Annotated in this window: 20 protein-coding genes; 6 read left to right on the forward strand and 14 right to left on the reverse strand. The window is 64.4% G+C overall.

Annotation, left to right across the window (positions count from 1 at the left end):
* Positions 1-23: 23 nt before the first annotated feature.
* A complete protein-coding gene (rpiA, locus tag M52SOB_RS10760; protein ID WP_131112521.1) occupies positions 24-695 on the reverse strand; it encodes a ribose-5-phosphate isomerase RpiA in 672 nt (223 codons plus the stop codon).
* A gap of 118 nt (positions 696-813) precedes the next feature.
* On the opposite strand from rpiA, the gene M52SOB_RS10765 reads away from it, so the two are divergent.
* Positions 814-1,386, forward strand: coding sequence for a hypothetical protein (locus tag M52SOB_RS10765; protein WP_131111807.1), 573 nt, complete (start codon positions 814-816; stop codon positions 1,384-1,386).
* 54 nt (positions 1,387-1,440) lie between these two features.
* Here the strand turns inward: M52SOB_RS10765 and M52SOB_RS10770 are convergent, their stop codons facing one another.
* From M52SOB_RS10770 to aceE, 5 genes are all read right to left on the reverse strand, one after another.
* Positions 1,441-1,842, reverse strand: a complete 402-nt coding sequence (locus M52SOB_RS10770; RefSeq protein ID WP_172601818.1) for a type II toxin-antitoxin system VapC family toxin — start codon at positions 1,840-1,842, stop codon at positions 1,441-1,443.
* 5 nt (positions 1,843-1,847) lie between these two features.
* Positions 1,848-2,063: a hypothetical protein gene (locus M52SOB_RS10775; protein ID WP_131111809.1), complete on the reverse strand. Its 216-nt coding sequence runs from the start codon at positions 2,061-2,063 to the stop codon at positions 1,848-1,850.
* A gap of 114 nt (positions 2,064-2,177) precedes the next feature.
* Positions 2,178-3,617 carry a dihydrolipoyl dehydrogenase gene (lpdA, locus tag M52SOB_RS10780; RefSeq protein WP_284155081.1) on the reverse strand — a complete coding sequence of 480 codons (1,440 nt, stop codon included), beginning with the start codon at positions 3,615-3,617 and terminating at the stop codon, positions 2,178-2,180.
* Positions 3,614-4,993 (reverse strand): dihydrolipoyllysine-residue acetyltransferase, encoded by a 1,380-nt coding sequence (locus M52SOB_RS10785; protein ID WP_284155082.1) that lies wholly within the window; start codon positions 4,991-4,993, stop codon positions 3,614-3,616. The genes lpdA and M52SOB_RS10785 overlap by 4 nt, the downstream gene beginning before the upstream one ends.
* Positions 4,994-4,997: 4 nt before the next feature.
* The gene (gene aceE / locus M52SOB_RS10790) at positions 4,998-7,700 is read right to left on the reverse strand and encodes a pyruvate dehydrogenase (acetyl-transferring), homodimeric type (protein ID WP_131111811.1); all 2,703 of its coding nucleotides are present in this window, start codon (positions 7,698-7,700) and stop codon (positions 4,998-5,000) included.
* Positions 7,701-7,878: 178 nt separating this feature from the next.
* On the opposite strand from aceE, the gene M52SOB_RS10795 reads away from it, so the two are divergent.
* From M52SOB_RS10795 to M52SOB_RS10810, 4 genes are read left to right on the forward strand one after another with little or no spacing between them, the layout of a single operon-like run.
* Positions 7,879-8,538 carry a 2-oxoacid:acceptor oxidoreductase family protein gene (locus M52SOB_RS10795; RefSeq protein ID WP_131111812.1) on the forward strand — a complete coding sequence of 220 codons (660 nt, stop codon included), beginning with the start codon at positions 7,879-7,881 and terminating at the stop codon, positions 8,536-8,538.
* Complete coding sequence (porA, locus tag M52SOB_RS10800) at positions 8,531-9,784, forward strand: pyruvate ferredoxin oxidoreductase (RefSeq protein ID WP_131111813.1); 1,254 nt, start codon at positions 8,531-8,533, stop codon at positions 9,782-9,784. The genes M52SOB_RS10795 and porA overlap by 8 nt, the downstream gene beginning before the upstream one ends.
* Positions 9,785-9,797: 13 nt before the next feature.
* On the forward strand, positions 9,798-10,805 hold the full coding sequence (locus M52SOB_RS10805; protein WP_131111814.1) for a thiamine pyrophosphate-dependent enzyme: 1,008 nt from the start codon (positions 9,798-9,800) through the stop codon (positions 10,803-10,805).
* A gap of 1 nt (position 10,806) precedes the next feature.
* On the forward strand, positions 10,807-12,426 hold the full coding sequence (locus tag M52SOB_RS10810) for an NAD(P)-binding protein (protein WP_131111815.1): 1,620 nt from the start codon (positions 10,807-10,809) through the stop codon (positions 12,424-12,426).
* A gap of 154 nt (positions 12,427-12,580) precedes the next feature.
* On the opposite strand, the gene M52SOB_RS10815 is transcribed toward M52SOB_RS10810, so the two are convergent.
* Complete coding sequence (locus M52SOB_RS10815; protein WP_172601819.1) at positions 12,581-13,057, reverse strand: Crp/Fnr family transcriptional regulator; 477 nt, start codon at positions 13,055-13,057, stop codon at positions 12,581-12,583.
* Positions 13,058-13,174: 117 nt separating this feature from the next.
* Between M52SOB_RS10815 and M52SOB_RS14105 the strand changes: the two genes are divergently transcribed.
* Complete coding sequence (locus M52SOB_RS14105; RefSeq protein ID WP_431306324.1) at positions 13,175-13,309, forward strand: Mut7-C RNAse domain-containing protein; 135 nt, start codon at positions 13,175-13,177, stop codon at positions 13,307-13,309.
* Here the strand turns inward: M52SOB_RS14105 and M52SOB_RS10825 are convergent.
* From M52SOB_RS10825 to polX, 7 genes are all read right to left on the reverse strand, one after another.
* Positions 13,249-14,493 (reverse strand): polysaccharide pyruvyl transferase family protein, encoded by a 1,245-nt coding sequence (locus M52SOB_RS10825; protein ID WP_131111817.1) that lies wholly within the window; start codon positions 14,491-14,493, stop codon positions 13,249-13,251. The genes M52SOB_RS14105 and M52SOB_RS10825 overlap by 61 nt on opposite strands.
* Positions 14,494-14,514: 21 nt before the next feature.
* Positions 14,515-15,645 (reverse strand): SGNH/GDSL hydrolase family protein, encoded by a 1,131-nt coding sequence (locus M52SOB_RS10830; protein ID WP_172601820.1) that lies wholly within the window; start codon positions 15,643-15,645, stop codon positions 14,515-14,517.
* Positions 15,646-15,823: 178 nt separating this feature from the next.
* Positions 15,824-16,123: a DUF3175 domain-containing protein gene (locus M52SOB_RS10835; protein ID WP_131111819.1), complete on the reverse strand. Its 300-nt coding sequence runs from the start codon at positions 16,121-16,123 to the stop codon at positions 15,824-15,826.
* A 1-nt stretch (position 16,124) separates the two neighbouring features.
* Positions 16,125-16,409 carry a DUF504 domain-containing protein gene (locus tag M52SOB_RS10840; RefSeq protein WP_131111820.1) on the reverse strand — a complete coding sequence of 95 codons (285 nt, stop codon included), beginning with the start codon at positions 16,407-16,409 and terminating at the stop codon, positions 16,125-16,127.
* Entirely contained in the window at positions 16,409-17,839 is a 1,431-nt protein-coding gene (locus tag M52SOB_RS10845; protein ID WP_131111821.1) for an RtcB family protein, read from the reverse strand. The genes M52SOB_RS10840 and M52SOB_RS10845 overlap by 1 nt, the downstream gene beginning before the upstream one ends.
* 63 nt (positions 17,840-17,902) lie before the next feature.
* Positions 17,903-18,316 (reverse strand): archease, encoded by a 414-nt coding sequence (locus M52SOB_RS10850; RefSeq protein WP_131111822.1) that lies wholly within the window; start codon positions 18,314-18,316, stop codon positions 17,903-17,905.
* A complete protein-coding gene (polX, locus tag M52SOB_RS10855) occupies positions 18,313-20,040 on the reverse strand; it encodes a DNA polymerase/3'-5' exonuclease PolX (RefSeq protein ID WP_131111823.1) in 1,728 nt (575 codons plus the stop codon). The genes M52SOB_RS10850 and polX overlap by 4 nt, the downstream gene beginning before the upstream one ends.
* Between the last annotated feature and the right edge of the window lie 39 nt (positions 20,041-20,079).

Here is a 20,079-nt window from a genome sequence, read left to right on the forward strand (position 1 = left end):
AGGGATCGATGCCGTGCCGCCGGTCAGCGCGTCAGCTGCCGCACGCCCTCCGGCGTCGCCAGCAGCAGCAAATCGGCGCCCCGGCGCGCGAACAGGCCGTTGGTGACGACGCCGACGATCTGGTTGAGCGTCGTCTCCAGGCCGGCGGGATCACTGATCTGCCAGCCATGCACGTCGAGGATCACGTTGCCGTTGTCGGTGACGAAGCCTTCGCGCAACTTGGGCTGACCCCCCAGCTTGACGATCTCGCGCGCCACGTACTCGCGCGCCATCGGGATCACCTCGATGGGCAGCGGGAACTTGCCGAGCACGGCGACCAGCTTGCTCGCGTCGCAGACGCAGACGAATTTCTCGGCCACGGCAGCGACGATCTTCTCACGCGTCAGCGCCCCACCGCCGCCCTTGATCATCTCGAGCCTTTCCGTGATCTCGTCGGCGCCATCGACATAGACCGGCATCGTCGTCACGTCGTTGAGATCCAGCACCTTGATGCCGTGTCCTTCGAGCCGCTTTCTCGTCGCCTCGGAGCTCGCCACCGTCGCGGCGATGTGGCCCTTGATTCCGGCCAGCGCGTCGATGAAGAAATTGGCCGTCGAGCCGGTGCCGACGCCGATGATGCTGCCGGCCGGCACGTTGTGCGCGACATAGTCCGCCGCCGCCTGGGCGACGGCTCGCTTGAGTTCGTCTTGGGTCATGCCCATCGATCATCCTCCTTGAATGAAGCGTCCGGTCGTGCCGGACTTGTGTTGTGATCGTGCAGTATAGCCGCACCGTTGCGGCATACTGCGGCTTTTCGAACCTGTCCAGACTGCCATGAAACACCATCTCGACGAACTGCTCGAACGCTTGCGCGCATTGCAGGAAGAAATCGAAGCCGAATATCAAGCCGCGCTGATGGAGTTCGAGCAAAAACGCGCGCGCCTCGCCGGCGAGCTCGCCCGCCAGCAGCGGCGCTACAAGGTCGGCCTGCTGCGCTATCTGCGCCAGGCGCGCCTCCTGGTGATCCTGACCGCGCCGGTCATCTATGCCGGCTGGATTCCCTTTCTGCTGATGGATCTGTTCGTCACCGTCTATCAGGCGGTCTGTTTTCCGATCTACCGCATCCCGAAGGTGCGGCGCGCCGACTACATCATCTTCGACCGTGAATTTCTGCCCTATCTGAACATCGTCGAAAAGATCAATTGCTTCTACTGCTCCTATGCCAACGGCGTAGCGGCCTACACGCGCGAGGTGGCAGCGCGCACCGAGCAGTACTGGTGCCCGATCAAGCATGCGCGGCGCCTGAAGGCGGCACATGAACGCTATCCGCGCTTTTTCGACTACGGCGACGCCGAAAGCTTTCGCCAGGGGCTCAGGCGTCTGCGCCGGCAGTACGAGAAGGATTGACAGGACGGCGGGAAGTTTTCGTGTCTTGTCTTGCCGTCCCGCCAGCGCCGACTTTCAAGTTCGCCAGTCTTCGATGGCAAGCGTTTCGATACGCCGGAATTCATCGGTGTTACGAGTGGCCACACTCAACCCATGAGCAAGAGCCGTAGCCGCAATCATCAGGTCGTGGGCGCCGATAAGCGTTCCGGCGCTGCGTAGGCGCGCATGCCATTCGGCATGGATATCGGCGGCACGCGCATCGAATGGCAGGCAGGGAAACAGCGCACAGAAATCTTCGGCGATACGCCGATTTTCTTCCGCACGAGACGAAAGCAAGGCACCGGCCAGCAATTCGCTGCGGACGACGGCGCAAAGCGCAATGTCGGTGCGTGGCAACGACGCGTAGCGGGCTAGCAGGACTGAGTCCCTGCCGCGCAGGATTTCGATGCAAATGTTGGTGTCGAAAAGCAGCCGCACGTAGGCTACCAGTGGGCGGGTTCCGCTGGCGGAACGTCCGGCAAGCGCTCAGGAAAATCGGGAGCCGCACCGAAGAAGCGCAGCATTTCCATGTCTGCTCCGCTGACACGACCGGCATGAGCGGCCTTCATGCGCAAGAACAGCAGGAAGTCCAGGGCCTCCCGTTGCATGTCCTCGGGCAGTGCGTCGGCTTGGGCGCGGATGAGTTCGGCAACGGTCAAAACACTCTCCTCGTCGGCTATGGCACGCGTATAAGACGCGTTGATCTTACTCCGTCCACAGACGCCCCGGCAATCACCGCCATTTCGCCAGCGTCGACTTGCCCGGTGGATCGCTCAGCGCCTCTTCAGCGGTGGTAGATCGGTGCAGCTGCCGTGGGCCACTTCCGCGGCCATGCCGATCGTCTCGCCCAGCGTCGGATGCGGATGGATGGTCTTGCCGATGTCGATCGCGTCGGCGCCCATCTCGATCGCCAGCGCGATCTCGCCGATCATGTCGCCTGCCGACGGGCCGACGATCGTGCCGCCGACGATGCGATGGGTTTCGGCATCGAAGATGAGCTTCGTAAAACCATACTCGGCGCCGTTGGCAATCGCCCGGCCGGAGGCCGCCCACGGAAATTTGGCCACCTCGACCGCTCTCCCCTGCTTTTTCGCTTCGTCCTCGCCCAAGCCCACCCAGGCGACTTCGGGGTGTGTGTAGGCCACCCCCGGAATCACCGCCGCATCGAAATGCGCCTGCTGCCCGGCGGCGGCCTCGGCAGCGACATGCCCTTCATGCACCGCCTTGTGCGCCAGCATCGGCTGACCGACGATGTCGCCGATGGCGTAGATGTGCGGCACGTTGGTGCGCCGCTGCGAATCGACCGCGATAAAGCCGCGTTCATCGACCGCAACCCCCGCTTTTTCCGCGCCGATCTTCTTGCCATTCGGGCTGCGCCCGGCAGCCTGCAGAATCAGGTCGTAACGCTGGGCTTCGGCGGGCGCATGCTCACCATCAAACGTCACCCAAAGTCCATCGTCCTTCGCCTCGACGGCGGTGGTCTTCGTCTTCAGCATGATCCGGTCGAAGCGATGGGCATTGTGCTTTTCCCAGACCTTCACCGCATCGCGGTCGGGGCCTTGCATCAGGCCGTCGAGCATCTCGACGACATCGACCCGGGCGCCGAGCGTCGAATAGACGGTGGCCATTTCCAGGCCGATGATGCCGCCGCCGATGACGAGCATTTTGCCCGGCGCCTGGCGCAGTTCGAGCGCGCCGGTCGAATCGACGATGCGCGGGTCACGCGGCAGGAAGGGCAGATGCACGGCCGCGGAACCGGCGGCGATGATGCACTTCTCGAAGCGGATGACGCGCTTGTTGCCGGTCTTTTCCTGCGCCGGCCCCGTGGTTTCCTCCACTTCGAGATGATGCGCGTCGAGGAAATGGCCGTAGCCGCGCACCACCTCGACCTTGCGGGCTTTCGCCATGCCGGCAAGCCCTTGGGTCAGCTTGCCGACCACCTTCTCTTTATGTGCGCGCAGCTTGTCGATGTCGATCTTCGGGGCGGCGAAGCTCACGCCGGCAGAGGAGACGTGCTGCGCTGCCTCGATCACCGCCGCGACATGCAACAGCGCCTTCGACGGAATGCAGCCGACATTGAGGCAGACGCCGCCGAGCGTCGCATAGCGCTCGACCAGCACGGTCTTCATGCCGAGGTCGGCGCTGCGGAAGGCGGCCGAGTAGCCGCCGGGGCCGGCGCCGAGCACCAGCATTTCGGTCTCGATGGGCGTCATAGCAGCACCCTGCGGAAGTCGCTGAGCAGTTGGGCCAGATACGCATTGAAGCGCGTCGCCAGCGCGCCATCGATGACGCGATGATCGGCCGAGAGCGACAAGGGCAGGATCAAGCGCGGCAGGAAGGTTTCGTCATTCCAGACCGGTTTCATCGCCGCCTTGGAGACGCCGAGGATCGCCACCTCGGGCGCATTGACGATCGGCGAGAAGGCCGTGCCGCCGATGCCGCCGACGCTGGAGATCGTGAATGTCGCCCCTTGCATCTCGGTCGGGGAAAGCTTGCCTTCGCGCGCCTTTTTCGCGAGCTCGGCGGTTTCCTGCGCGATCTCGATGACGCCCTTCTTGTCGGCGTCCTTGAGCACCGGCACGACCAGGCCGTTCGGGGTATCGGCGGCGAAGCCGATGTGCCAGTAATGCTTGTAGATGAGGTTCTCGCCGTCGAGCGAGCTGTTGAGCTCGGGATATTTCTTCAGCGCCGCGACGCAAGCCTTGATCAGGAAGGCGAGCATCGTGATCTTGATGCCGGTTTTCTCGTTTTCCTTGTTGAGCTGAACGCGCAGGGCTTCCAGCTCGGTGATGTCGGCCTCCTCGTGATAGGTCACCGCCGGGATCATCACCCAGTTGCGGGCGAGGTTCGGCCCGGAAATCTTCTTGATGCGCGACAGCGGCTTGGCCTCGATCGGCCCGAACTTGGCGAAATCGACCTGCGGCCAGGGCGGCAGGTTCAAGCCCGGCCCGCTGAAAGTCGGCGCTGGCGGGACGGCACCCCCGCTCACCGCCGCCTTGACGAAGTTTTTGACATCCTCATGGGTGATGCGCCCCTTCGGGCCGCTCCCCTTGACCTGCGCGATGTCGACGCCGAGCTCGCGCGCGAAGCGGCGCACCGAGGGACTCGCATGCGACTTGACGCCATCGAGTTCGGCGACGATCTCGGCAGGCGAGGGCATGCGCACGGGGGGCGGCAGGATGGCGATGGTCGGTGTCGGCGGCGTGGGTCCGGTCGACGCAGGGGCGGCAACGGCCGGCGCAGGCGTTTCGACCGCTCGTGGCGCCATCGGCGTTTCAGGCACGGCAGCGGGTGCGGAAATGGGAGCCGGCGGCGCTTGCGGAGCCGGCGACGCCTGCGGAGCTGGCGCGGCTGCTTCGCTGGCCGGTTCGAGCACGACGATCGTCGTGCCTTCCGAGACCTTGTCGCCGAGCTTGACCTTGACTTCCTTGACGATGCCCGCGGCAGGACTGGGCACGTCCATCGTCGCCTTGTCCGATTCGAGCGTGATCAGCGCATCCTCGGCCTTGACTGCATCGCCCGGTTTGACATGCACTTCGATGACCGGCACATCATGGAAATCGCCGATGTCGGGAACTTTGATTTCCATGGCGTCAGACCCCCAGCGGATTCGGTTTGGCCGGATCGATGCCGTATTTCTCGATCGCCGCTTTGACGACCTGCGTCTCGATCGCTCCGTCATCGGCGAGCGCCGAGAGCGCCGCCAGCGTGATCCAGCGCCGGTCCACCTCGAAGAAATCGCGCAGCTTCTCGCGTGTGTCGGAACGGCCGAAGCCGTCGGTGCCGAGCACCGTGTAGCGACGTCCGCCTTCGGTGATGAAGGGACGGATCTGCTCGGCATACAGGCGCACGTAATCGGTCGCGGCAATGATCGGCCCGCGCGTGTCGGCGAGCAGTCCCTTGGCGTGGCAGACCGGTTTCGGCTCGTCCGGATGCAGCAGGTGGTAGCGCGTGCAGTTGTGACCATCGCGCGCAAGCTCGGTGAAACTCGGGCAGCTCCACAGATCCGCTTCCACCCCCCAGTCATCACGCAACAGGTCGGCAGCACTGATCACTTCGCGGAAGATCGCTCCGGAGCCGAGCAGTTGCACGCGTGGGCCATTGCTGTTGGCACCCTTCCGGAACAGATACATGCCCTTGACGATGTCCTGCTCGACCCCGGCCGGCATTGCCGGATGCTCGTAGTTCTCGTTCATCACGGTGATGTAATAGAACACGTCCTGCTGCTCGGCGAGCATGCGCCGCAGACCATCCTGGATGATCACCGCCAGCTCGTAGGCGAAGGTCGGGTCATACGAAATGCAGTTGGGAATCGTCGCCGCGAGCACGTGCGAATGGCCGTCTTCGTGCTGCAGGCCCTCGCCGTTCAGCGTCGTGCGCCCGGCGGTGCCGCCCAGCAAAAAGCCGCGTGCGCGCGAATCGCCCGCCGCCCAGGCCAGATCCATCGTGCGCTGCAGGCCGAACATCGAATAGAAGATGTAGAAGGGGATCATCTGCACGCCGTGCGTCGAATAGCTCGTCGCCGCGGCGATCCAGTCGGCCATCGCGCCGGCTTCGTTGATGCCCTCCTGCAGGATCTGGCCGTCCTTCGATTCCTTGTAGAACATCAGCTGGTCGGCATCCTGCGGCACATACTTTTGCCCTTCCTGGTTCCAGATGCCGATCTGGCGGAACAGACCCTCCATGCCGAAGGTGCGCGACTCGTCCGGCACGATCGGCACCACGCGCCGCCCCAGGGTCTTGTCCTTGATCAACAGGCCGAGCAGGCGCACAAAGGCCATCGTCGTCGAGAACTCGCGGCCTTCACCCGATGCCTTCAACAAGGGCTCGAATGCCGCCAGTTCCGGCACCGGCAAGGGCTCGACCTTGCGGCGCCGTTGCGGCAGATAGCCGCCGAGAGCAAGGCGCCGGCTCTTCATGTATTCGAGCTCGGCCGAACCTTCGGGGAATTTCAGATACGGCAGCTTTTCGAGATCTTCGTCGGCGATCGGCAGACGGAAGCGGTCGCGGAAGGCCTTGAGCGAAGTCGTGCCCATCTTCTTCTGCTGATGGGTGATGTTCTGCGCCTCGCCGGATTCGCCCATGCCATAGCCCTTGATGGTCTTGGCGAGGATCACCGTCGGCTGGCCGGTGTGCTCCATCGCGGCCTTGTAGGCGGCATAGATCTTGTGCGGATCGTGCCCACCGCGATTGAGGCGCCAGATGTCGTCGTCGGTCCAGTTGGCGACCATCGCCTTCAATTCCGGCGTGTTGAAGAAGTGCTCGCGCACATAGGCGCCATCCTTCGACTTGAAGGTCTGGTAGTCGCCATCGACACATTCCATCATGCGCTTCCTGAGCAGGCCCTTCTTGTCCTGCGCCAGCAGCGCATCCCAGTAGCTGCCCCAGATCACCTTGATCACATTCCAGCCGGCGCCGCGGAATTCGGCTTCCAGCTCCTGGATGATCTTGCCGTTGCCCCGCACCGGCCCGTCGAGACGCTGCAGGTTGCAGTTGATGACGAAGATCAGATTGTCGAGCTTCTCGCGCCCGGCCATGCCGATCGCGCCCATCGACTCGGGCTCGTCCATCTCGCCATCGCCCATGAAGGCCCAGACCTTGCGACCGGAGGTGTCGGCCAGGCCGCGGTCGGCAAGGTATTTCATGAAGCGCGCCTGGTAGATCGCCTGCAGGGGCCCCAGGCCCATCGACACGGTGGGGAACTGCCAGAAATCGGGCAACAACCACGGGTGCGGATAAGACGGCAGGCCGCGGCCGGAGACCTCCTGGCGGAAACCGTCGAGCTGCTCCTCGGTGAGCCGGCCGAGCAGGAAGGCGCGGGCGTAGATGCCGGGGGCGGAATGTCCCTGGAAGTAGATCAGATCGCCGCCCGAAGGATGGTTCGGGCCGCGCCAGAAATGCTGGAAGCCGACATCGTAGAGCGTCGCCGCCGAGGCGAAGCTGGCGATGTGGCCGCCGAGGTTGGACTTGTCGCGGTTGGCGCGCAACACCATGGCCAGCGCATTCCAGCGCACATAGGAACGGATGCGGTTTTCGATCGCATAGTCGCCGGGCGCCAGCGGCTGGCGGTCGACCGGGATGGTATTGACGTAATCGGTATTGGCGGAATACGGCAGGTTGATGCCGGCGCGCTGGCCGAGCGTGATCAACTGCTCGATGAGGTAGTGGGCGCGCTCGGCGCCCTCCTGCTCGATGACGGCTTCCAGCGCATCGAGCCACTCACGGGTCTCCTGCGGATCGCCATCTTCGGTTTGGGCGGCGAAAACGGCAGCCGCGCCAGGCAAAGTCTCGGACATGTCTCCTCCTGTTGGAGTGATGGAATTGGGCTTCGCGGGGTGCGCGAAGCGGCTGTTCGTATGCACCGCCGGGTAGGCGGCGCTGCCGATGTTAAAGGGTTAAACTAGCCTTCGCAATCGGGCAGCGCAACATGACGCAAGCAAACAGCGGCCCGGCCAAAGACGAGGAGAACGCGCAATGTTCCAGGTTCGCTTTCACGGCCGCGGCGGCCAGGGGGTCGTCACCGCAGCGGAGATGCTCTCCATCGCCGCCTTCGACGAAGGACGCCATGCCCAGGCCTTTCCCAGCTTCGGCTCGGAACGCACCGGCGCGCCGGTGGTCGCCTTCTGCCGCATCGACGACAGGGAAATCCGTCTGCGTGAACCGATCGTGGCACCCGATGCGCTGATCATCCAGGACTCCACGCTACTGCATCAGGTGGACTGTTTCGCCGGGCTCAAGCCCGACGGCTACATCCTGATCAACACCGGCAAGAGCTTTGCCGAGCTGGGGCTGGGCGAATTCGTCGCGAACTACCGCCGAGAGCGGCTGTGCACCCTGCCCGCCACCGAGCTGGCCTTGAAGCATGTCAGCCGGCCGGTGCCCAATGTGCCACTGCTGGGCGCCTTCGCCGCCATCACCGGCATCGTCCGGCTCGATTCGGTCCTCAAGGCGATCCGCGAAAGATTTTCTGGCAAGGTGGCCGAGGGCAATGCCGCCGCGGCAAAGGAAGCCTACGCCATTGCCAAAGCTGAAATGGAGGAAGCAAAATTGGCCCCCACGCTCGCTTCACTCGCTGCCCCCACAGGGGGCGCTGCCCTCCTCGGCACGGCCCATCGGAGGGCAGGCCATGCTTAAACAGATCGAAGGTTCGCGCGCCGTCGCCGAAGCGGTGGCGCTGTGCCGTCCCGAGGTGATCTGCGCCTATCCGATCTCGCCTCAGACGCACATCGTCGAAGCGCTCGGCGAGATGGTCAAGGAAGGCACGCTCAGCCCCTGCGAGTTCATCAATGTCGAATCCGAATTCGCCGCGATGTCGGTGGCCATCGGTGCCTCGGCCGCCGGCGCACGCAGCTACACCGCGACGGCATCGCAGGGCCTGCTGTTCATGGCTGAAGCCGTGTTCAACGCTTCCGGCCTGGGGCTGCCGATCGTGATGACGGTGGCCAACCGCGCGATCGGCGCGCCGATCAACATCTGGAACGACCACTCGGATGCGCTGGCGATGCGCGACGCCGGCTGGATCCAGCTCTTCGCCGAGAACAATCAGGAGGCGCTGGATCTGCACATCCAGGCCTTCCGCCTCGGCGAGGAGCTGTCGCTGCCGGTGATGGTCTGCATGGACGGCTTCATCCTCACCCATGCCGTCGAGCGCGTCGACATGCCGACGCAGGAGCAGGTCGATGCCTATCTGCCGAAATACGAGCCACGCCAGGTGCTCGATCCGGCCGAGCCGGTGTCGATCGGCGCGATGGTCGGCCCGGAGGCCTTCATGGAGGTGCGCTATCTCGCCCATGCCAAGCAGATGGAAGCGCTGAAGCTGATCCCAGCGTATGCGGCCGAGTTCCGCAGCATCTTCGGCCGCGATTCGGGCGGTCTTGCGCACACCTATCGCTGCGAGGACGCCGAGACCATCGTCGTCGCGATGGGCTCGGTGCTCGGCACGATCAAGGACGTCATCGATGAAATGCGTGAAGCCGGCCACAAGATCGGCGCCTTGGGCATCACGCTGTTCCGCCCCTTCCCACTCGACGGTGTGCGCGCGGGTCTCGTGGGGGCGAAACGCGTCGTGGTGATCGAGAAGAGCATGGCGGTGGGGCTGGGCGGGATACTCTCGACCAACGTGCGCATGGCGCTGTCGGGCTTGCACATGCACGGTTATACGGTCATCGCCGGGCTGGGCGGCCGCGCGATCACCAAGAAGTCGCTGACGGAACTGTTCCTCAAGGCAGAGCAAGACGCGCTCGAACACGTCACTTTCCTCGACCTCGACTGGGCGATGGTCAACAAGCAGCTCGAACGCGAGAAGGCGCACCGCCGTTCCGGCCCGGTGGCCGAAAACCTGCTGCGCGACATCGGCGTCGTCGCTGCACGTAATTATTGAGAAGGAGCCCGCTATGTCCTTCCAGCCCATCAAGTTCTACCAGACCGGCACCTTCACCGTCGGCAACCGCCTGCTGCCGCCGGAACAGCGTAGCGTGCAAGCGCAGGTCAAGCGCTACAACTCGCTCAACTCTGGCCACCGCGCCTGCCAGGGCTGCGGCGAGGCGCTCGGCGCGCGTTATGCGATCGACGCGGCGATGGAAGCGACCAACGGCCGCGTGATCTGCGCCAACGCCACCGGCTGCCTGGAAGTGTTCTCGACGCCTTATCCGGAAACGAGCTGGCAGGTGCCGTGGCTCCACTCGCTGTTCGGCAACACCGCGGCGGTGGCGACCGGGATCGCCGCGGCGCTCAAGGTGAAGATGCAGAAAGGCGAACGGCGCCACATACGTGTCGTCGCCCAGGGCGGTGACGGCGGCACCACCGACATCGGCTTTGGTTGTCTGTCCGGCATGTTCGAGCGCAATGACGACGTGCTCTACATCTGCTATGACAACAACGGCTACATGAACACCGGCATCCAGCGCTCTTCCGCCACGCCGCCAGCCGCGCGCACCGCGACCACGCCGGCCGTCGGTCCGGAGCCGGGCAACCCGTTCGGTCAGGGCAAGTTCGTGCCGGCGATCGCGCTGGCGCACGAGATCCCCTATGTGGCCACCGCGACGGTCGCCGATCTGCGCGATCTCGAAGCCAAGGTGCGCCGCGCGATGGAATTTCACGGCGCGCGTTATCTGCACATCCTCGTGCCCTGCCCGCTCGGCTGGGGCACGCAGCCCCATGAAACCATCAAGATGGCGCGGCTCGCCAAGGAGACCGGCCTGTTTCCGGTCTTCGAGGCCGAATACGGCGAACAAAAGTCGGCGCTGGCGATACGGCACCCACGGCCCGTCGAGGACTATCTGAAGCCGCAGAAACGCTTCGCCCATCTGTTCGCGCCCAAGCTGCGCACCGATGTGATCGCGAAACTACAAGCGCTCGCCGACCGCAACATCCGGAAATACAGGCTGCTCGAAGGAATGTGACATGGACAAGCCCTTTGCCATCACTCTCGATCCGGGCTCTTCGCTCGCCAACCGCACCGGCTCCTGGCGCACTTTCCGTCCCGTCTATGTCGACCGCCTGCCGCCCTGCAACGCCGCATGCCCGGCGGGCGAGAACATCCAGGGCTGGCTCTATCACGCCGAGAGCGGCGACTATGAGGCCGCCTGGCGCGCGCTGGTGGAGAACAACCCGCTGCCCGCGATCATGGGCCGCGTCTGCTACCACCCCTGCGAGGGCGCCTGCAACCGCCAGCATCTCGATGAAGCGGTCGGCATCAATTCGATCGAACGCTTTCTGGGCGACGAGGCGATCAAACGCGGCTGGCGCTTCGAGAAGCCGCAAACCTCGAGCGGCAAGCGGGTGCTCATCGTCGGCGCCGGGCCATCGGGCCTGTCGGCTGCCTATCATCTCGCCCGCCTGGGCCATGCAGTGGAAATCCGCGAAGCCGGCCCCTATCCCGGCGGCATGATGCGCTTCGGCATCCCGAAATACCGCCTGCCGCGCGAAGTGATCGACGCCGAAGTGGCGCGCATCCTCGAGCTGGGCGTGACCCTCAAGCTCGATACCAAGGTCGGCGATCTCGAAGCGGCGATGCAGGAAGGTTTCGATGCCGCCTTTCTCGCCGTCGGTGCACACATCGGCAAGCGCGCCTACATTCCCGCCGGCACCGCCGCGAAGATGCTCGATGCGGTCTCCGTGCTGCGCTCGATGGAAGGTGACGAGAAACCGCAGCTCGGCCGGCGGGTGGTCGTCTATGGCGGCGGCAACACGGCGATCGACGTCGCGCGCACGGTGAAGCGTCTCGGCGCCGAGCCGGTGATCGTCTATCGCCGCACGCGCGACAAGGCGCCGGCGCACGATTCCGAGATCGAAGAAGCGCTCGAAGAAGGCGTGATGATCAAGTGGCTGTCGACGATCAAGCATGCCGATGCCGGCGCGATCACCATCGAGAAGATGGTGCTCGACGACAAGGGTTTTCCGCAACCGACCGGCGAGTACGAGACGCTGGCGGCCGATTCGGTGGTGCTGGCGCTCGGCCAGGACGTCGATCTGTCGCTGCTGGAAAACGTGCCGGGACTCGAAGTCAAAGACGGTGTCGTACAGGTCGGCCCGAACATGATGACCGGCCGCCCCGGTGTCTTCGCCGGCGGCGACATGGTGCCCTCGGAACGCACCGTCACCGTCGCCGTCGGTCACGGCAAGAAGGCCGCGCGTCACATCGACGCCTGGCTGAAAGGCGAAACCCATCTGCCGCCGCCGAAGCATGAGCTTGCCACCTTCGACAAGCTCAACCCTTGGTATTACGCCGAAGCGCCGCATCAGGTGCGGCCGATGCTCGACATCCTGCGCCGCCAGTCCACTTTCGACGAAGTGGTGCAGGGCCTGGACGAATCGAACGCCTTGTTCGAAGCGCGCCGCTGCTTATCCTGCGGCAACTGCTTCGAATGCGACAATTGCTACGGCGTTTGCCCGGACAATGCGGTGATCAAGCTCGGCCCTGGCAAGCGTTTCCAGTTCAACTATGACTATTGCAAGGGCTGCGGTCTGTGCGCGGCGGAATGCCCGTGCGGGGCCATCAAAATGGTGCCAGAGGAAAACTAAGAAACACTGAATAAGTCTGCTGCGCGACCGGATGGCGGCGTTGCGCGGTGCTCGCTCCCTCGCCTATCTGTTTGATATGTCTCGGTCGCTGCGCTCCGTGCGCCTTGCCCTCCGGCCGCTCGCAACGACTTCTTCAGCGTTTCCCTCAGCCTCCCTACCGAGGCGTGAGCGCCAAGCGGCGAAGCTTCTCGTGCATCCGTTCGAGGTTGATGTTGAGCATGCGGAACAGGCCGCGCATGAAGTTATAGACCTGGCGCGGATGGGTTTCGATCAGCAGCTCGAAATCGTCCGGCCGCACGGCATACACCACCGTCGGCCCCTTGGCCTGCAAGGTCACCTGGCGCGGCGTGCGCTCGACGAAACAGCGGATGCCGGCGCAATCGCCGGCCTTCATCGTATTCACGATCCGGTTACGGCCATTGACCTTGCTGCTCACCTTGAGGCTGCCGGCGGTGACGATGAATAGCGTGTAATCCTCGTCGCCCTCGCGCACCAACACTTCGCCATCCGTCAGTTCGCGCACTTCCATGACGGTGGCCAAGACCTGGCAGTCGAGGTCGCCAAGGAACCTGCCAAGCTCCGAATCCTTGATGAGCAAGCGCGCCGGTTCGTGTTCTGACGTGATGGGCATGGGCGACAAACCTGCGATTTCGAGACGAAAAAAGTATATCGACCCCTGCCGAGTCGCCCCATTGTTAGATTTTGGGTGGGAATAGGACGCTTCTATGCCGCCACGTCCGCTGAGGCAGTGATCGACCAACTGCCGCCTTCGGTGCGGCAACATCAACAGCGTTTTCGTCGCTGTCCGAGCTGCCAACGCATCTATTGGCCCGGCTCGCACTGGGAACGGATGCAGGCGATGCTGTCGGCGGCAGCCCGCTGATAAAGCTCCGCCAGCCGACGGGCATGGCTTTGCCGGGCCTCGGCAGCGACCCCGATCGCCCGTGAAAAGCCCTCGGCGAGCCGCGCGAGGCCGACCACGCCCGGCATTTCCGGCATCTCCCAGGTGGCCAGATAGGCGGCGAGTTTGTTGCTGCGGCCGGCCAGCGATGGTGACAGAAAACTCACTCGCGGCAGGGCAAACGCGCTGGCCACGATATGGCCATGGAGACTCGTGCCAACGAATCCCCGGCTCGCCGCGATCAGCGCCGTGATCTGCCAGACATCGAGCGCGGCGAAGATGCGCCATGGGGCCGTTGCAAACCGCGCAGCGCAGCGCCGATACGCTTCGAGGTCATCATGCCAGGGGGCGGTGCCGGCACGGAAAAAGACGATGCCCCAGCCGGTTTCCGCCGCGATGGCATCAAAGCCACGGGCCAGCGAGTCCAGCGTCGCGTCATCGCCGCATTCGGCGGCGAATTGCACGGCGACGAAGCCGGCAGGAAAGCACGAGCGGATCTCGGCCACCTCGCCTCGCATCGTCTCCTGCGCGATACCTGCGCCGAAGCGCGCGGCGATGACCGCCACCGGATCGGGCGCGAGTGCGGCCGCAATACCGTCCGCGGCCAGTGCGGCCTGGGTGGCCCGATCGCGCACACAAAGGGCATCAGCCCCTGCCAGCTTCGCCAGCACCTCGCGCCGCAACGACGCATCGGCATTGATGAAATCCGCCCCGCCGACGGCATTGAACACGACGCGCCGTGCCGCCGGAAAAAGCTCGCGGCCGATCACATAAGGCGCTGCGGCAGTGAAGCCGAAGCGCTCGCTTGCATAGGCACGCGCGCCCACAGGGTCGGCGTCGAAACGCGCGATCAGCCCGGGAGCTTCCTCCGGTTCGGCCAGCATCACCGCCGCCTGCCAGGCGGTGGTGGTCAGGATCTCGCCGCCGATGTGGATGATCTCGAGCGGCACGCCGCGATACCTCGCTGCCAGATCGGCGATCGCTTCGATGCGAAAGCCGCCATAGGGCGTCAGGTCGCGTGCCACCAGACCCGCCGGGATGAGCGTTCTGCCCTCACACAGCACCGCCGCGACGTGGCCGAACAGCAGATCGCCGAAGTTGTGGCGATCGTGGGCGCCGAAGAGCAGCGTCGGTGCCGTCCCGCCAGCGCCGACTTCGTCACCCATGCTCGCCGTGGCGTTCCTCCGCTAACTACGTGCCAGACGCCGCCCCAAAGCCGCAGGCAGCAGGACGATCAGCATGAGCCAGAGCGTCGCCGGTTCGGGCATCCGCATGGTATTGACGAAAGCAGTGGCGACCAACTGATGGCCGTATGTGGTCGGATGGATGCCATCCCAGAAGAGGTAGCCGGTTGGATCGGCGACACAAGCCGGATCCACCGCACAAGCACTCGAGACATTCGTTAAAGAATAGTCGGAATAATTTGTGACGATGTTGGCCATCACATCATGGAGATCAAACAGGATGAGATCGTCGAAGAGGCTTGTATAACCTCCTAGCAGATTCTCCAGTTCATAATTCATCGTCCCGACAGCTCCTCCAGCGATCAATTTCGCCATCGGATCAATGGAAAGTAAAGAGTTGACAGCAGGGGTAAGCGAAATATCCGGCACATTCCAGACTGCAACATGTTTCGCACCGATGTCAGCAAGTGTTTGGAAGATAGTGTTCATCCCGTCGATATATGCTTGTATGAATGTAGCTGGATCGGTGCTGTCGTCGCCATCAAGGGTCGCAGCAAGAACGTCGCGGGCATCATTGCCGCCGCCCTCGACGATGAACAGCGCATCTGCCGGCGCAGGATTTCCGTTGAGGAGCAGCACAAAGGCAGAAACCTGATCGACGAGGCTGAACGGGAACCCCAGGGGCGGTGTGGTACCGACCCGCGCTCCGCCGAAGGCGAAATTGGTGCCCGTCACAGTCGGAGCGGGTCCTCCCATCATGAAGTTGTACAGGTCAGGAAAACTCACCCCGTTCAGGGCATTTTGGGTCGGCAGCCCGGTGATCGCAGAGACATAATCCGGCCACACCCCGCCGTTCGAATAGCGGTTCGAGGTGTAAGGGAAAGTCGGCACCAGAGACGTATCGACTTCATCGACACCGGGCGAAATCGGTGCTTCGGTGCGCTGGAAGGCATAGCCGGTGGAATTGGTGGGATCAAGGGCAGGCAAGGCATTGTCGAACACCCAGGCATTGTTGCCGGTATCGGCAAGGCTGTCGCCAAAGATGTAGAGGCTGCTGTAACTCGCGGCCTGGCTGGGGGTGCTGCAAAAGAGCCCACAGGCACAAAGGCCAAGGAATAAAGAACGCGCTTTCATTGTTTTCTCCCTGAAGCACATACGGAAACCCGTTGTTTCCATGCAAGATTCATGCTTGTTGGCGTTTTCGTTGCATCTCATTGGCTTGCGTTTTTCAATCGAACAGCCATGTAAAGAAAAGCGACACTTTCAGCCGGCTCACGGCCTCGCGCTGGCGATGCTCCGTTTCATTCCGGCCTCATCCCGTCTGCAGCCGGTTTGGCGCCGACCGGCCATAGAGCCTGCGCAGCTCCTCTTTCGCGGCTTCCAGGATCGCCCGCCGTTCGCTGGGCAGCTTGCGGCCGGCGCGGTTGATGTAGAAGTTGAGCATCGACATCGCCGACTGGAAGGGACTCGCCTTGCGGCGCGTGCTCGCCTCGGCCGAGGCCGCGAGCGAGCGCGCGATCGCGGCCGGGTCGTCCCAGGTGAATACCCCGGCTTCGAGATCGAGCGCAAAGCTCGTCTCGGTCACCTGCTGCGACCAGCGCCTGGGTTTCATCTCATCCATCCTTGGCTGCGGGCGCTGCCCGCTCCGGTGCCCGCCGCCAGATCAACCGCCCATCGCGCCAGACTTCGCGGATGCGGTGCAGCGGGATGTCATGCACGCGTCCTTCCTCATCGATGAGGGTGAGGAGTTCGGGATTGTCGGGGTCGCGACCAATGTCGGAAAGTTTGACATGCCGGATGGCACCGGCAACACGATCCCAATAGCCGAGCACGAATTCGCCCTTGCCAAACGCCGCATCCCAGCGGATGCGGGCGAGCAGTTCGTGGATCGGTTGCATCAGCCCTTAACGCAGACGAGCGGCACGAGCCGCGCCACCTTGCGCGCCAGACCCGCGCGATGGGCTGCCTCGACGACGCTGCTCACGTCTTTGTAGGCCAGCGGCGCTTCTTCGGCAACGCCGCGCAGGCTCGGGCTGCGAATCAGCACGCCGCGCGCGGCCAGATCATCGACGATCTTGCGGCCCGAAAAGCGGCGCGTCGCCTCGTTGCGGCTCATCGCACGGCCGGCGCCGTGACAGGCCGAGCCGAAGGCGCGTTCCTCGGTGCCGGCGGCGCCGGCGAGCACCCAGGAGGCGGTGCCCATGCTGCCGCCGATCAGGACCGGCTGGCCTACGGCGCGATATTCCGCCGGCAATTCGGGATGCCCGGGCCCGAAGGCGCGCGTCGCGCCCTTGCGATGCACGAACAGACGGCGCTGTTCGCCCGCCACGGCATGGATCTCCTCTTTGCAGGTATTGTGCGAGACGTCGTAGAGCAGCGGCAGCGCAGCCCCAGGAAAGAATTCGGCGAACACTTCGCGCGTCAGATGGGTGAGGATCTGCCGGTTGGCCAGCGCGCAGTTGATGCCGGCGCGCATCGCTCCCAGATAACGCCTGCCGAGCGCGGAAGCCAGCGGCGCGCAGGCGAGCTCGCGATCGGGCAGCGCCAACCCGAAGCCCGGCGCGGCGATCGCCATCTCGCGCAGATAGTCGGTGCCGATCTGGTGTCCCAGGCCGCGCGAGCCGCAGTGGATGCTGACCACCACTTCGTCCTGCCTCAAACCATAAGCCGCCGCAGCCTCGTGGTCGAAGATCTCGGCCACCCGCTGCACTTCGAGGTAATGGTTGCCTGAGCCGAGCGTGCCCATCTCGTCGCGCTGGCGCTTCTTGGCCTGAGCCGAAACCGCGGCCGGATCGGCGCCGGCGACACGGCCGCCTTCCTCGATGCGGGCGAGATCCTCGGCCCGTCCCCAGCCCTGGGCAACCGCCCAGCGTGCGCCGCCGGCGAGCATCGCGTCCATTTCAACCTCCGACAGACGGATCGCCCCGGTGCTGCCGACGCCAGCCGGAATCCTGGCGAACAGGCGATCGGCCAGCCGCGGCTTGACGGCCTCGACCTCGCCGACCGACAGGCCGGTGAGCAGGCAGCGCACGCCGCAGGAAATGTCGAAACCGACGCCGCCGGCCGAGATCACGCCGCCCTCGTCGGGATCGAAGGCGGCCACACCGCCGATCGGAAAGCCATAACCCCAGTGGGCATCGGGCATCGCGAACGATGCTGCGACGATGCCCGGCAGTTTGGCGACGTTCGCCACTTGCTCGCGCACCTTCTCGTCCATCGCCGCAACCAGATCGCGGTCGGCGAAGAGGATGCCCGGCACGCGCATCGCACCGGTCTGCGGTATTTCCCACGTGTATTCGCTACGCTGGATCAGGCTGTTCAGTTCCATGTCCGCTCCTCAGAGCTTGTGAAAAAAATTCGTCGCGAGCGCAGCAGAATTTTTCACAAGCGCTCAGACATCGACCACACACTGCGCGAGCCATTGCCCATCGGGAAGGCGCTCGACTTTCAGTTCGCAGAAACTCGCCCCCTTGATCTCGGCGGCCGGCTGGTGACGCGCGACATCGATGGCTTCGCCCCAGGCGGTCGCCACGAGATGATGATCTTCGATGCTCACCGCGAAGCGCGAGAACAAGAGCTTCCGTGTCGCCATCTCGTAGATCAGCGCATTGAGCCAGTCGAGCAGCAGCAGTTCGTCATCGGGCGCGGCGCACTCGATCCGTGCCGTCTCGGAACCGCCGACTTTCGTGGGATCGGTGATCACCGCGGTGAGCGCCATGGCCGCGCCGGCAAAGGCCTCGGCCAGCGTCGCGCCCAGCCCGCGCACGCCGACGTCGGCATCGTGTGCGAATGTCTCCCATTTCATTTCCGTGTCCTCGCCAACAGGGACGACAGCTCGGCCAACGGCCGCGTGTTCAGCACGTCCTTGGCTTCCAGCCAGCCGCGCCGCGCCTGACCGACACCAAAGCGCAGGTTGGCGAAATCGGCGCGGCTGTGCGCATCGGAATCGATCGCCACCAGCACGCCTTCATCCTTGGCCAACAGGCAATCGCTGTCGGTCAAATCGAGCCGCTCGGGATGGGCATTGAGTTCGAGGAAACAGCCGCGCTGTTTCGCCGCGCGCACGATCCGCGCCATATCGACGTCGAACGGCGGCCGCGCGTCGATCAGCCGCCCGCTCGGATGGGCGAGGATGCTGACATAGGGATGATCGAGCGCGCGCAGGATGCGCTCGGTCTGCTTGGCGCGCGGCAGGTCGAAACGGCTGTGGATCGCCGCCACCACCAGATCGAGCTCGCCGAGCACGTCGTCGGGCAGGTCGAGACGGCCATCTTCGAGGATGTCGACCTCGATGCCTTTCAACAGCCGGAAACCCTTGAAGCCTTCGTTGAGCCGGTCGATCTTCGCGCACTGTTCGCGCAGCCGTCGCGCATCGAGGCCATGCACCATCTTCAGCCGCTGCGAATGTTCGGTGATCGCCAGATATTCGAAGCCCAGCCGCTGCGCTTCGGCAGCCATCGCCTCGAGCGTGTCGTGGCCGTCGGTGGCCTGGGTATGCACGTGCAGGTCGCCGCGCAGGTCGGCCAGCGTGACCAGCTTCGGCAGACGGTGTGTGCGCGCCGCGCCGATCTCGCCGCGATCTTCACGCAGCTCGGGCGGGATCCAGTCGAGTCCCAGCGCCGCATAGACGTCCTCTTCGCTGCCCCCGGCGAGACGCTGCCGGCCGCGGAACAGCCCGTATTCGTTGAGCTTGAGGCCAGCCTCCTGGGCGAGCCTGCGCAAGGCGATGTTGTGCGCTTTCGAGCCGGTGAAGTAGAGCAGCGCCGCACCCCAGGACTCCGGTTCGATCACGCGCAGATCGACCTGCAGGCCGCTTTTCAGGATCACGCTGCCGCGCGTCTCGCCGGCTGCGAGCACGTCGCGCATCTCCTCATAGGCCGTGAAGCGCCGCATCACGGCTTGCGCATCATGCGTGGCGACGAGGAGGTCGAGATCGCCGACGGTCTCCCGCGAACGGCGGAAACTGCCGGCGACTTCGATCCGCTCCACCGCCGGCGCGCCTTTCAGCCAGGCAGCCAAAGAGTCCGCATACTGCGCGGCGATCGCGAGCTTGAGCCGTTTGCTCTGCGACAGATGCTGCTCGACCGCCTGCAGGATGTTCGCCTCGGTCTTCGCGCCGAAACCGGGCAAGGCGCGGATGCGCCCGTCGCGTGCGGCGCGCGCGAGCTGCTCGAGGGTCTGCACGTCGAGTTCGTGCCACAGCGTGCGCACGCGCTTCGGGCCCAGGCCCGGAATGTGCAGCAGCTCGGTGATCGCCGGCGGCAGTTCCTGGCGCAGCTTTTCCAGCGCACGGCATTTGCCGGTCTCCACGATCTCGCGGATCTTCGCCGCGAGATCCGCGCCGATACCGGGCAGCCGCGTCAGATCCTCACCGCGCTCGACGAGGGTGCGCAGTTCGCGTGACCATTCGCCGACGATGCGTGCCGCATTGCGGTAGGCGCGGATGCGAAACGGGTTGGCGCCCTCGATCTCGAGCAGATCGGCGATCTCGGTGAAGATCGCCGCGATGTCGGCATTATGGATGGGCATCTCCGAGCCTTTCCGGCAAAGCGAGCGATTTCATTATCC

Origin of the sequence: Sulfuricystis thermophila, assembly GCF_004323595.1 — a bacterium.
Classification (GTDB): Bacteria; Pseudomonadota; Gammaproteobacteria; order Burkholderiales; family Rhodocyclaceae; genus Sulfuricystis; species Sulfuricystis thermophila.